This is a genomic window from Methanoculleus receptaculi (assembly GCF_033472595.1).
In the GTDB taxonomy this organism is placed as follows: domain Archaea; phylum Halobacteriota; class Methanomicrobia; order Methanomicrobiales; family Methanoculleaceae; genus Methanoculleus; species Methanoculleus receptaculi.
In genome coordinates this window covers 1,114,508-1,126,361 of sequence record NZ_CP137642.1, presented here as the reverse complement: position 1 = coordinate 1,126,361, position 11,854 = coordinate 1,114,508, and the positions used below count along the sequence as shown (strand labels likewise).

The 11,854-nt window shown below is 59.9% G+C and carries 12 protein-coding genes; 5 read left to right on the top strand and 7 right to left on the bottom strand.

What is annotated here, in order from left to right; translation table 11 throughout:
- The first annotated feature begins 359 nt into the window (after nt 1-359).
- A complete protein-coding gene (locus R6Y96_RS05795) occupies nt 360-965 on the top strand; it encodes a hypothetical protein (RefSeq protein ID WP_318620266.1) in 606 nt (201 codons plus the stop codon).
- A 92-nt stretch (nt 966-1,057) separates the two neighbouring features.
- Here the strand turns inward: R6Y96_RS05795 and R6Y96_RS05790 are convergent, their stop codons facing one another.
- Together R6Y96_RS05790 and R6Y96_RS05785 are read right to left on the bottom strand one after the other, a co-directional pair.
- Nucleotides 1,058-1,969, bottom strand: coding sequence for a hydantoinase/oxoprolinase family protein (locus R6Y96_RS05790; protein WP_318620264.1), 912 nt, complete (start codon nt 1,967-1,969; stop codon nt 1,058-1,060).
- Nucleotides 1,966-2,856 (bottom strand): ATP-grasp domain-containing protein, encoded by an 891-nt coding sequence (locus R6Y96_RS05785; protein ID WP_318620262.1) that lies wholly within the window; start codon nt 2,854-2,856, stop codon nt 1,966-1,968. Before R6Y96_RS05785 ends, R6Y96_RS05790 begins: the two co-directional genes overlap by 4 nt.
- Nucleotides 2,857-2,940: 84 nt before the next feature.
- Between R6Y96_RS05785 and surE the strand changes: the two genes are divergently transcribed.
- Nucleotides 2,941-3,756, top strand: coding sequence for a 5'/3'-nucleotidase SurE (gene surE / locus R6Y96_RS05780; protein ID WP_318620260.1), 816 nt, complete (start codon nt 2,941-2,943; stop codon nt 3,754-3,756).
- The gene (gene rpiA, locus R6Y96_RS05775; protein ID WP_318620259.1) at nt 3,753-4,451 is read left to right on the top strand and encodes a ribose 5-phosphate isomerase A; all 699 of its coding nucleotides are present in this window, start codon (nt 3,753-3,755) and stop codon (nt 4,449-4,451) included. The genes surE and rpiA overlap by 4 nt, the downstream gene beginning before the upstream one ends.
- On the opposite strand, the gene R6Y96_RS05770 is transcribed toward rpiA, so the two are convergent.
- The 4 genes from R6Y96_RS05770 to R6Y96_RS05755 form a co-directional block, all read right to left on the bottom strand.
- The gene (locus R6Y96_RS05770) at nt 4,440-4,820 is read right to left on the bottom strand and encodes a MarR family transcriptional regulator (RefSeq protein ID WP_318620257.1); all 381 of its coding nucleotides are present in this window, start codon (nt 4,818-4,820) and stop codon (nt 4,440-4,442) included. The genes rpiA and R6Y96_RS05770 overlap by 12 nt on opposite strands.
- Before the next feature lie 175 nt (nt 4,821-4,995).
- Nucleotides 4,996-5,559: a TATA-box-binding protein gene (locus tag R6Y96_RS05765; protein WP_318620256.1), complete on the bottom strand. Its 564-nt coding sequence runs from the start codon at nt 5,557-5,559 to the stop codon at nt 4,996-4,998.
- Nucleotides 5,560-5,601: 42 nt separating this feature from the next.
- A complete protein-coding gene (acs, locus tag R6Y96_RS05760; protein ID WP_318620255.1) occupies nt 5,602-7,500 on the bottom strand; it encodes an acetate--CoA ligase in 1,899 nt (632 codons plus the stop codon).
- Nucleotides 7,501-8,033: 533 nt separating this feature from the next.
- Nucleotides 8,034-8,348 carry a transcription factor S gene (locus R6Y96_RS05755; RefSeq protein WP_318620254.1) on the bottom strand — a complete coding sequence of 105 codons (315 nt, stop codon included), beginning with the start codon at nt 8,346-8,348 and terminating at the stop codon, nt 8,034-8,036.
- 192 nt (nt 8,349-8,540) lie between these two features.
- Here R6Y96_RS05755 and artA point away from each other — a divergent pair, with 192 nt between their 5' ends.
- Complete coding sequence (gene artA / locus R6Y96_RS05750; protein ID WP_318620253.1) at nt 8,541-9,365, top strand: archaeosortase A; 825 nt, start codon at nt 8,541-8,543, stop codon at nt 9,363-9,365.
- Between the two features lie 68 nt (nt 9,366-9,433).
- On the opposite strand, the gene R6Y96_RS05745 is transcribed toward artA, so the two are convergent.
- On the bottom strand, nt 9,434-10,066 hold the full coding sequence (locus R6Y96_RS05745) for a CDP-alcohol phosphatidyltransferase family protein (RefSeq protein WP_318620252.1): 633 nt from the start codon (nt 10,064-10,066) through the stop codon (nt 9,434-9,436).
- Between the two features lie 142 nt (nt 10,067-10,208).
- Here R6Y96_RS05745 and R6Y96_RS05740 point away from each other — a divergent pair, with 142 nt between their 5' ends.
- On the top strand, nt 10,209-10,901 hold the full coding sequence (locus R6Y96_RS05740; protein ID WP_318620250.1) for a dihydrofolate reductase family protein: 693 nt from the start codon (nt 10,209-10,211) through the stop codon (nt 10,899-10,901).
- The last annotated feature ends 953 nt before the right edge of the window (nt 10,902-11,854 follow it).

Below are 11,854 nucleotides of genomic sequence, written 5' to 3'. Positions count from 1 at the left end.
ATTTAACTATAGTGATTAACTTCCGGATTTTTGATGAATAAGTGTGGGTTTCTTCCATCGTGTGCCACGGTGGTGAATCAAAACAGGCTGTAATTGCTCTCAATGTATTTTTACCGGTTAAAATCCACCAAGCGCGCCATCTGCCTTAGTATATACCGTATTTTCTTAAAACAGTTCTTTAAACGGGTTTATGCTTATACCGCAGCCACGGGCAGATCCAGGGCGCCCCGCTGCCAGGGAGAGGGAGAGGGCATCGTCTCCACACCGCCGCAGCGGAACCGGTGTCGGAACCACTGGAAGGTGTTAATAGTGGTGGGCGCCTACCAGATCCTGCATACCTGTATGGGAGAGTTGCTTTCGTGAAGAAGAGACTGCCTGTATCACCGATGCTTGTTGACCTCGTGGTGAACGCTCTCGACTCGATGGACGGTGTGGCCTTCACCGACCTGGCTTCCTGCCCGCACTGCGGCGGCGATGTGAAAGGCTACGATATGCGGGCGAAACGGTTTGCCGTCGTAATCGAGAACGGGAAGAGGCGCACCATCAGGGTCATGGTGAAAAGGTTCCGCTGCCAGGACTGCGGCTCTCTCTGCTGCGCCGACGCCCCCTTCTACCCCAATACCCGTCTCGCCTCGCCAATCGTCGACCTCTGCGTTCTCCTCGCGCAGCAGATGCCCTTCAACCGGGTGGCGCAATACCTGCGTGAGATGCGGCTGGTCGTCGACCGGGGGACGATCAGGAACTACGCCTCCCGCGAGTTTGAGTTTGGTGCCATACCCGCAACAGACGTCTTTGGTCTGCAGTTACCGCTCTCCCTGCTGAACCTGGCCACCCTCACCCTCAACCGCAAGGGGGGTCCCATCGTAGGGGCAGAAGCGCTCGCGGCCTGTGGTTTCCCAGCCGCAGACCGGACACCGCTTCACCCCGGCCGGCCGCCCAAAGAACGGTATCAGCGGTATGAATAGGAAGAGAAAGAAGAACGGGATCCCGAACGCCAGCGCTATGAGCGTGATGGCAAGCGATCCCGCAAGCAGGAGCAGGCTCAGCCCCCACCGGTTCACCGGAGCGCCACCTCCCTGACCGCGTATGCCGGCAGCGCGTCCGCTGCATCCCCGATCTCTGCCTTCAGCGTGACACCGCCGAGTTCACGGGCAAATAGATCCGCGCCTATCCCGGCTGTTATCACCCCCGCCGCACCGCTCCGGGATTGAACGCGCTCCAGAGCGGTTGCGATCATCGTTCGCTGGACCTCCCAGAACTGCCGGGCGATCTCGAGCGCTCCCTCTCTGCCTATCTCGTCAAGGTCTGCGCAGACAACCCTGGCCAGCCTCCGGAGCGCCGCATCGACGGTCTTCTCGCCGGAATCCGGCGCGGGGACGGTGTAATCCCGGGCGGTGATATGGCCGAGCACCAGGTGGACATCGGCACTTGAGGCGAAGTACTCGGTGCTCACGGGGGTCACCGTCCCATCGAGCGTGACCGAGCGGAGGAGGGCTGCAACATTTGTCCGGAGCATCCCCGTGTAGACGAGGTAGTGCTTCTGGAGCCGCCGGGTATCGGTCAGCCCCTTCAGATCGTCAAAAAGGTTCAGGGGTATGATATCGGCGGTTGTGCTCCCTACATCCAGGAGGATGGCGTCGGGGATGACCTCCCGGAGGTAATCGGCCGAGGCCAGCCAGTTGGCCGCCGCGAGTTCGGGGACGGGATGGGTGTGGAAGGCGGCGTCGGTGCCGTAGAAGAGGGCGTCGGGGATGACCTCCAGTACAGTCCCCACGATCCAGCGGATCCCCTCCATCTTGGTTGGGAAGCAGTCGGCAAGCTCCCCGCTCATCACCACGGCAGCAGGACGCCTGCAGTCTCTGAGAAGTTCGGCCAGCGGCGCACCCTGCCAGAGGGGGCAGTAATGGATATGGACGCCGTCTTCATCGACGATCTTGAGGTTTGCCCCCCCTATATCGATCCCGATCATAGCCTGTGGATCACCCCGTCCCTGTCAAACCGCACCCTGCCGGAGAGGTGCACCTCTCCGGGGGCGTCGCCATACGATGCTCTGATGAGGATATCGGCGATCTCCTCCTTCATGACGGCCGCAATCCCAACAAGGCTTGTAGTGGGTCTCGGGTTGACGTCCAGGACGTAGATCCGGTCACCGGCGATGAGATCGATCCCGGCATACCCCTGGCAACCGAGAACGTTCATAGTCCTGACGGCGACCGCGATGATCTCGTCCTCCCGCGCCGGGTGGACAGGGGTCTCGCCCCCCATGTAGTGAAACAGCCCGTCATCGCTGACAGCGATCTCCTGGCGGTTGATCGCGAGCAGGAGCGGCGGGGCGCCCGAATAAAATTCGCAGACGTTGCCGGTCACCCGGCTCCCCACCAGGCTCACGCTCAGCGCCTCCCCATCGACGTAACCCTCGGCAAACTCGCCCTCGCCGGGTTCACCCTCCGTCAGCCTGACCCCACGGGAACCACAGCCCATGATCGGTTTGACGACCCTGCGCCCCCCAGCGGCGGGGGGTGGAGGGACGGGTATACCGTTCCGGGAGAGGATCGCCGCCGTCCGCTGTTTGTTTGCGCAGACCGCCGCGTTCATGCTCCCGCAACCGATGTTGTGGGTGAACTGCTCGAGGAGATGGGTGTAGCGAAATATGAGATGATCCGGTGCTATGACCAGTCCCACATCGGATTGCGGGGCCAGTCTCCGGATCTCGGCCTCGAGATCGGGCTTCTCCGGTGTGAGCACCTCGTGGCCGCAGCGTTCAAAACTCCCGGCGAGCGTATCAAGCATCGCGGCGCCCTCCGGCGCAAGGCAGGGGTCGTTGCAGACGGTGTATTCGGCGAGAAAGACCTTCATTCCAGTACATGGTTGATCGCCCAACACATGACCCTGACGATCGGGCAGGTTTTTGGTTCGGGGGGACCACCCCTATATGCAAGGATGAAACGCAGGATTCTGCTCACAAACGATGATGGTATCACGTCCGCGGGACTCTGGGCGGCATATAATGCGCTCGCGCCGTTTGCTGACGTCACCGTGGTCGCGCCGGCCACGCAGCAGAGCGCTGTGGGGCGGTCTATATCCATATTTGAGCCTATCCGTGCAAACAGGGTGACGATAAACGGTGTTACGGCCTACTCGGTCGGCGGGAAACCTACCGATGCCGTGATCATCGGGCTGTTTGCGCTGCGCCTGAACCCTGACCTGGTGGTCAGCGGGATCAACATAGGCGAGAACCTCTCGTTTGAGTCGATCATGACCTCAGGGACGGTCGGGGCCGCGCTCGAGGCCTCGAACCAGGGGGTGCCGGGCATTGCCTTCTCGCTCCAGGTGGAGGATCAGGGGGACAAGTTCGACGAACCTTCCGGGATCACCAGACGGTTCTCCGGCGCTAAACAGGTGGTCCGCGAGGTCTGCGGGAGGGTGCTTGAGACGGGGTTTCCGGGATCAGCCCACGTCATCAACGTGAACATCCCGGCGGAGGTGCGCGGCGGCTACGAGGTCACCCGGCTTGCCGCAAAACTCTTCCAGACCGGGGTGGAGGAGCGGTTTGACCCCCGCGGCCGCCCCTACTACTGGATCGACGGCCCGCTCTATGAGGATGCGGAGGAGGGGACCGACGTCCACGCGGTGCAGCGGGGCAACGTCTCCATAACGCCGATCACGCTCGACTGCACGGCTTTTGATGCCGTAGGAGATCTCCAGAGCATCTTTGGTGAGATGATCTCAGGAGAAAGGGAGATGAGTCTGCCATGAGTGCACCCGATCCGGCTGCGGCAAAGCGGGTCGCGGGCTACAGGGCGGCCGGGGCGGTATGCGACGGCATGGTCGTCGGTCTTGGCACGGGATCGACGGTCTTCTTTGCGATGGAGCGGCTTGGTGAGCGGATCGCAGAGGAGGGGCTCTCAATTGCCGGTGTCCCGACATCCTACCAGGCGGCCATGCGGGCGCGCCGTTACGGCATCCCCCTCACCGGTCTTGATGAACACCCTGAACTCGATCTGGCCATCGATGGCGCCGACCAGGTCGACCCGCGGTTCCGGTTGATCAAAGGGCGCGGGGCGGCGCTCCTCCGGGAGAAGTGCGTCTGCGACGCGGCCAGGGAGGTCTTGATCGTCGTTGACCCCTCAAAGATGGTGGAGACCCTGGATGCAGGCGTGCCTGTTGAGGTGCTCCCGTTTGCCGCCGGGACGGTCTCCCGGAGGCTTGAAGCGCTCGGCGCCGATCCCGTCCTCAGGGAAGGGGTGAGGAAGGATGGTCCGGTCATCACCGATAACGGCAACTTCATCATCGACTGTGGGTTCGGGGCGATCACCGACCCGTCTCGACTGGAGAGGGAGATTATATCGATCCCCGGTGTGATCGAATGCGGCCTTTTTACAGGTTATGGAGAAAAGATAACGGTTATTCTTGGAGAAGAGGGCGGGTTTCGCATCCTCTCACCGGGTTGATATGCAATCGCGCATCTTCTGGATCAGATCCAGCTGGTGCCGGGCCTCCCTCATCTTTTCGTTCTCGATCGTGTCCACGATCTCTGATATGGAGCGGGATAGGTTGTAGATCTTCACCGGTCTTCCCTTGCTCTCCGACTTGCTCTCGCGGACATCGATCCAGTTGCACTCTTTCAAATAGCGCATGGCTATGCTGACCTCAGGCTGGCGGAGATCGGTGCCCCGTTCGATCTCCCGTGACGTAGCTTCACCGTTGTTTGTGAGGAATACAAGCACTCTGGCGACATTTCTCTTGATTCCGATGTCCGTTAAGAGTTCGGCAACCTCTTCGTCACGGGGGGTAAAACCATTCGTCGTCTCCAGTCCCATCCATTCACCATCAGATTTAATCTAATTTTTTAAATCTAACTATAAAAATATTATTGCTTCAATGAGGTCGGCAGCAATTGCAGAAGTCTCAAAATTGCCAATTAGCGGGAGAATCCTGCCGGTTCAGATCTCCTTATGCTGCAAAGATGGGGTGAAGTGCCAGACCGGCCCGGTGTTAGAGGAGGCCGAGGCCCGAGAGTTCTGAGACGATCCGCTCCACCGCTCTGCGTGCATCATCTGGCACCTTGCCGCCGGTGATGATCAGTTTGCCCGAACCGAAGAGGAGGGCGACCACTTTTGGATCGTCAAGTCTGTAGACGAGGCCCGGGAATTGTTCGGGTTCGTACTCGATCCGATCCAGGTTGAAACCGACGGCGATCTTGTTGAGATTGATCGGTGTCCCGAGGTCAGCGGAGGTGACTATGTTCTGGATCTTGTACTCGGGGTTTCCCGGGATCTCTATGCCGAGCGCTCGCAGGTGGTCTGTGAGGATCTGCAGTCCCCGTGAGAGGCTGTCTATGCTCTTTGCGCCGGTCAGGACAACCTTCCCCGAACCGAAGACGAGCGCCGCGATCTTCGGATCCTGCATCCTGAGAACAACGCCAGGGAACCGCTTTTTATTGTATTCTGCATCTTTCAGGCGGGAAGCAAGAGAGGGGAGATCGAGAGAGTCGGTCACTTTTGCTGAAGCAACGATATTCTCTATCTTGAGAGACTCCTCTGGTCTGTGTTCAGACATATATATACCATATTTAAAATAGGTATATAAATAGTTGGGTTTCTACTCTTCGAGGGTCGATATGTCACCCGGATCCATGCCCAGTTCCTGAGCCTTGAGGACGCGCCTCATGATCTTCCCGCTCCGGGTTTTGGGGAGCGAATCGACGAACTCGATCTCGGAGGGCATGGCAATGGGTCCAAGCGTCATCCGGACATGGTAGACGAGATCGTTCTTCAGTTTATCGCCAGGCACGCGACCGTTCTTGAGGATGACGAAGGCCTTGATGATGTTCCCCTTCAGCGGGTCGGGTTTTCCAATGACAGCGGCCTCTGCCACGGCGTCATGGGAGACGAGCGCACTCTCGACCTCGGCGGTTCCAATGTTGTGCCCGGCGACAACTATCAGGTCATCGGACCGGCCAAGGATCATGATGTAGCCGTCGGTGCCTTTCACCGCCAGATCGGAGGTGGTGTAGCATCCGGGGATGGTGTACCAATACTTCCGGTAGCGCTCATCGTCATTCCAGACCGTTCGCATCATCGATGGCCAGGGCTCTTTGACGACGAGGAAGCCGCCGGTGCCAGGCGGAACCGGGTTTCCGTTGCGGTCGACAACGTCGGCAACCACACCGGGGATCGGTTTCCCGGCGAACCCCGGGCGCATGGGCTCCCCGATCATCGTGGTGACCATGTGCATCCCGGTCTCGGTCTGCCACCAGGTGTCCACAACCGGACAGCGGGCTTTGCCGATGACATGGTAGAACCACTCAAACGCCTCGGGGTTGAGCGGTTCGCCGACCGATCCAAGGATCCGGAGCGATGAGAGGTTGTAGCGGTTGGGCCACTCTTCGCCCACGCGCATAAACATCCTGATGGCGGTCGGGGCGGTATAGAAGATGGTGACGCCGTAGTCCTGGATGATGTCCCAGTAGGTGCCGTTGGTCGGGTAGTCGGGGGTGACCTCTGTGATGAGGCAGGTGGCGCCGTTTAAGAGCGGACCGTAGACGCCGTAACTGTGGCCGGTGATCCAGCCGGGGTCAGCGGTGCACCAGTAGACGTCGTTGTCCTTGATGTCAAAGACGTATTTGGTTGTGTAGTATGTCCCGACCATGTAGCCGCCGCAGGTGTGGACGATGCCTTTCGGGAAGCCTGTGGTGCCGCTGGTATACAGGATGAACAGGGGGTCCTCTGCATCCATGACTTCGGCCGGGCATTCCCGGTCTGATTCTTCCATCAGTTCGTAGAAGTCAACCTCCATCTCGGGGTGGAGTTCCACGGGTTTTTCCTGGTCGCGGCGGAGGACAACGATCCGTTCGACGCTCGGGGCGTTGACGACCGCCTCTCCGACGATGTTTTTGAGCGGGATTGCCTTGCCGCGCCGGTATGTGAAGTCGGCGGTGACGACAACCTTCGCATCGGTGCCGACGATACGCTGGTTGAGTGCGCTGACACCGAACCCGCCAAACACAACTGTGTGGACCGCCCCGATGCGGGCGCAGGCGAGCATGGCGATGATCTGCTCGGGCACGACCGGCATGTAGATGCAGACGCGGTCGCCCTTGCCGACACCGAGGCTCTTCAAGCCGTTGGCGAACTGGCTGACGGCCTGCAGGAGCTGGCGGTAGGTGTAGACCTCTTCCTCACCCTCGGTCTCCCCACGCCACATGATCGCGACCTTGTTGCGCCGCTGGTTGTTGACGTGGCGGTCAAGGCAGTTGTGGGTGATGTTGAGTTTTGCGTTGGTGAACCACTTCGCGTAAGGGTAGTTCCACTCTTTCACCCGGTCCCAGGGCTGGAACCACTCGAGATCGCGGGCGATCCTGTCCCAGAACCCATCAGGGTCAGCCAGGAACTCCTGGTAGGCACGGTTGTAGTCGCCTATCCAGGACCGTTCCTTGTAACTGGCATCGGGCAGATAATACTTCCCTTCCTCAAGTTTGACATCGAATTTCTCGGCCATTAGTTTACCCCGTATTAGTCATTATTAATAATGAATATTATATCAACATTCTGGTTAAGCGTTGATTTGCTGAAGGGAAAAGGGTTACCGGGGTGCACCTGGGGTCTGGCGGGGCGCGGGTGCATGCCGGGTTCGTGCGTAGGTTGTTTTCAGCCCGGCGGCCGGCGCAGAGAGGGGTTTGCCAGAACGGTGATACGTTGCTGCACCCTTGCGGCTGGAGGGTGTCCCGGGGATCGATGACCCTCTCTGGAAGGCAACTTCCCTCCACTGAGAGGGCGTTTCCCCGCGGGTGGGGATGAACCGAAATCCCCTATTTAGAACGTCTCTCTCTGAAGGTGTTCCCCATGCGTGTGGAGATGGACCGAACCGTTATCTCCAGAACCCCCGTTCCTTAAGGACAAAAAAGCATTTTGCGCACACCTCTACATCGCCAAAAGCACGGTCAACTACACACCCCTTTAGAGGTGGGTAGTTGACCTCTTACCAGACCGGAGAATCAGCCATCGCTGGATCGTGGCCGGTAAAAGAGAATATCAATCGTACTCGCGCCAGGTCTTCCCGCAGGCCGTGCAGCGGAAGAACCGCACCTCGCTCTCATCTGCCGCACGCAGTTGCCTCAGCCACCAGTATGCCGTCGTGCAGTCACAATCGGGACATTTGATGGTCGTGGTCGGGAGAGTTGCGATCTCCTTCTCCGTGTCGACGATGGTGATCTCCTTCTCCACCCGTCTGTCTGTCTTCTTCAACTGGTCAGACGCGTTGATATCACGGATATAACCGCACTTCTTGCACTTCATCTGACCACCTGAGGATATCATCAGACCTTTGCACTGCGGACAGAACATCATCGTATGATTATTGGACGGCGACCACAATTAACTTGCGGGGGTGAAGGGGGCGGAGCGGGAAGTCCCCGCCCGAGAGGCGCGGGGTAGTTCACTCTTGGTCATACTGCACGAGCCACTCCCCCGCCCAAACCCGCGGCCGGGGAGATCGGCCGCACACGTGGTTTTATTGCCGGATAAACAGAACGTTAATGGATGAGTGATTACCTGGTGCTGATCTCCTGCATCTGCTTTCTTGCCTTCCTCATCCCCTGGAGGTATCGAAACTACTTTGCCATCGGCGGCTGGATAAGCATAGTTGGCTACCTCTTCGCCGGTATACCCCGCTACATCTCACTCAACAACTTCGTATACCCAACGCTGGCAGTCATCTCGCTGCCGCTCCTTTATATAACCATAAAACACCTCCTCCGCAACGACCCCCGGGTGATCCAGGTCTCAGTGATCGCCGCCATCGCGTTCCTGGTCTACGCCCCCTTCGGCTACATCCCGGCGCTCGGGGACTGGCTGATCAGCGCGGTCGCCGGGCAAACCTCAGCGGTGCTTGCAGCAATCGGCTACCCGGTAAACTTTCAGGCCTGGAACATGCTGGAGCGCAACGGCTTCCAGACCGAGATAGTCCTGGCCTGCACCGGGATCCAGAGCATCGCGATCATGCTCGGCGTCGCCTGGGGCGTAAAGTCGACGCTGAAACAGAAGATAGCGGGTTTCTTCATCGTCTTCCCCACGATCTACATCCTCAACATCCTCCGAAACGTCTTTGTGATCGCGGCCTACACCGAGCAGTGGTTCCCATACCTTCCCGAGATCGCCAGCAACGGTGAGTTCGGCTACGAGAGTTTCTTCTGGGCGCACAACGTCGCGGCAGAACTCGGGGCGCTTGTCGTGCTGGTGTTCCTGGCCTACGCCCTCTTCACCGTAGTACCCCAACTGGCCACCCTCGCCAACGACCTCTATCTGCTTTATCGCGGCGAGCTGGAAAGGCTCCTTCGGCGGGGACCGGATAAGACCGGGACGTGAAAAAAACCGGCGGGGGTTCCTGGCTCTTCTTGACCGCCCGAATGTCTGCGCTGCGGCAGGGGAGCCGCTCAGGAATACCGCTGGTAGAGGTAGACGATCCGCTGGAGCGCGGAGAGGTTTGTGCAGACCGCGATCAGGATCACCGCCGCCCAGAGAAAACCGGTCAGGCCGCCGAGCACCAGCACCAGGATGGTCTCAGGCCTGCCGAAGAAGCCGACCCCCTCCAGCGGGTCCTCGATCTTTCCGGCGACCCTTTCAGAATAGCCGATCTCGGCGTAAGTGACCGGCTTGATGAAGGTGTTCAGCAGCGACCCTGCAAGCGCCAGCCCCACCACGCCGAAATCCGCGACCGCCGGAACGTCGAAGATGTGGCTGACAATCGGGATGCCGGAGAACCCCACACCCAGGATGACCGCTGCATCGACGTACTTGTCGGCGATCCAGTCAAAGACCGCGCCGAACCTGCTATCAGTATTGTTCCTCCGTGCGACGCTGCCGTCCACAAGGTCAAGGACGGCCGAGATGAGGATAAGCAGGCTCCCTGCCAGGAAGTGGCGGCCGGCAAAAGCAATGGCGCAACCAAAACCAAAGAGCAAGGAGAGCACGGAGATCTGGTTTGGCGTAACACCCAGCCGGATGCAAAACGACGCGATTGGCTCCGTGTGTTTGAGGAATTTCGGCCGCAGGGAGGTTATATTCATCACGTATCTAATCAGCAATGAAAGTGTTTAATCTTTGCTCTGCCGGATAGAAGCGCAACACTTCAGCCAGAATACCCTTTCCGGGCGGGAATCACCAGATTCATAAACGCTCCCGCCAGATAGTATTTCGGGAACGAGTCCAATGCCACAAGACGACAGGCCGCACGTGCTGATGATGTCGGAGATCACCGTCGACGGAAAGCTCACCCTGAAACGCGGGGCATCAAGCAAGATCCTCATGAAGTACATGGCTCCGGAGACGGGGATCCTCCTGCACCGCACGCGGGCGGAATGTGATGCCATCATGGTCGGGGCAAACACCATCAGGATAGACAACTCCATCCTGACGGTCAGGCTGGTCGAGGGGAAGAACCCGCTCCGCGTCATCCCGACCAGCCGCGGAGAGATCCCGCCCGGTGCAAACATACTGGGTCATGATGCCAGAACGCTTATTGCCGTCAGTGAGGCCGCACCGCCTGAGAAGATCGCCCGGCTGCGGGAGGCCGGCGCCGACGTGGTCGTCGCAGGAAAGGACCAGGTCGACCTCCCGGGGCTGATGCGGATCCTGAAGCGGGAGTATGGTGTTGACCGGATGATGATCGAGGGCGGACCGACCCTGAACTGGTCGATGCTGCACCACCATCTCGTTGACGAGATACGCTTGATCCACCTTCCATTCATCGTCGGCGGTGCTGACACCCCCTCGCTCGTCGGCGGGATGCACATCGAGACCGAGGAGGAGATGATCCGGCTATCCCTGAAGGGGCACTACCTCTGCGGGAGCAACCTTGTCACCGAGTGGAAGGTCCTTTACGGTCCTGGTGCCGGAGAGTGAACCGATGCACCCCTCTTAACTCTTTTTTATAGCCCTGGTTCAACGGAGAGAGGCCGCGGAACGCGCCGGGAGGCGGGGGTGATCCAGTGAATACCGCTCAATCGGAGACACATGAGACAGGGGCGGGGGATGTTCCATCCCCCTCCCCGTCAGCCCCTCCCCCACGGGGGGCGATTCCCTGTAGATACAGCGCCAGGGGGGCATCGCCACCGTCTCGCCGGATCCCCCGTCGAGATCCTGTCTCTCCCCCGTGCACGGCTATCCGATCAATCGCCATGCACTGCCCGCCCCCTCGGAAGGGGCGGGCGGAGGCCGCGGAGCGGCCGGGAGGTGGGGGTGTTCCAGCGAAAACCGTTCAATCGGAGATGCATGAGACAGGGGGGGATGTTCCATCCCCCGCCCCGTCAGCCTCTCCCCGGGGGGCGATTCCCCATAGATACAGCGCCACGGGAGAGATTTCCTTCAGCTGATTTCAGGCGAGAACTCCTCGAGGATCCTGTCTCTGTCCCCCGGACACGGCCACCGAGCCAATCGCCATGCACTGCCCGCCCCCTCTGGAGGGGGCGGGAGGAGGCCGCGGAGCGGCCGGGTGGTGGGGGTGGTCGACGAATACCGTTCAACCGGAGATGCATGAGACAGGGGCGGGGGATGTTCCATCCCCACTCCACACGGGGCGATTCCCCATCGATACAGTGTCCTGGGATTTGGCAGTCTCGTCGCGGTCTCACCTGACACTCCTGAAAGATCCTCTCTCCGCCCATGGCACGGCTATCCGGTGCTATCGCCCCATACTGCCCGCCCCCTCGGAAGGGGGCGGGAGGAGGCCGCGTGAGCGGCCGGGTGGTGGGGGTGATCCAGCGAGAGAGGTTTTCAGTGGCACGCGAGCGACAGGGGCGGGGGATGTTCCATCCCCCTCCCCGTCAGCCCCTCCCCCACGGGGGCGATTCCCCCAT

Coding starts and splice junctions, on each gene's coding strand:
- R6Y96_RS05790 (WP_318620264.1), bottom strand. CDS start 1,969: ATGATCGGGATCGATATAGGGGGGGCAAACCTCAAGATCGTCGATGAA.
- R6Y96_RS05785 (WP_318620262.1), bottom strand. CDS start 2,856: ATGAAGGTCTTTCTCGCCGAATACACCGTCTGCAACGACCCCTGCCTT.
- surE (WP_318620260.1), top strand. CDS start 2,941: ATGAAACGCAGGATTCTGCTCACAAACGATGATGGTATCACGTCCGCG.
- rpiA (WP_318620259.1), top strand. CDS start 3,753: ATGAGTGCACCCGATCCGGCTGCGGCAAAGCGGGTCGCGGGCTACAGG.
- R6Y96_RS05770 (WP_318620257.1), bottom strand. CDS start 4,820: ATGGGACTGGAGACGACGAATGGTTTTACCCCCCGTGACGAAGAGGTT.
- R6Y96_RS05765 (WP_318620256.1), bottom strand. CDS start 5,559: ATGTCTGAACACAGACCAGAGGAGTCTCTCAAGATAGAGAATATCGTT.
- acs (WP_318620255.1), bottom strand. CDS start 7,500: ATGGCCGAGAAATTCGATGTCAAACTTGAGGAAGGGAAGTATTATCTG.
- R6Y96_RS05755 (WP_318620254.1), bottom strand. CDS start 8,348: ATGATGTTCTGTCCGCAGTGCAAAGGTCTGATGATATCCTCAGGTGGT.
- artA (WP_318620253.1), top strand. CDS start 8,541: ATGAGTGATTACCTGGTGCTGATCTCCTGCATCTGCTTTCTTGCCTTC.
- R6Y96_RS05745 (WP_318620252.1), bottom strand. CDS start 10,066: ATGAATATAACCTCCCTGCGGCCGAAATTCCTCAAACACACGGAGCCA.
- R6Y96_RS05740 (WP_318620250.1), top strand. CDS start 10,209: ATGCCACAAGACGACAGGCCGCACGTGCTGATGATGTCGGAGATCACC.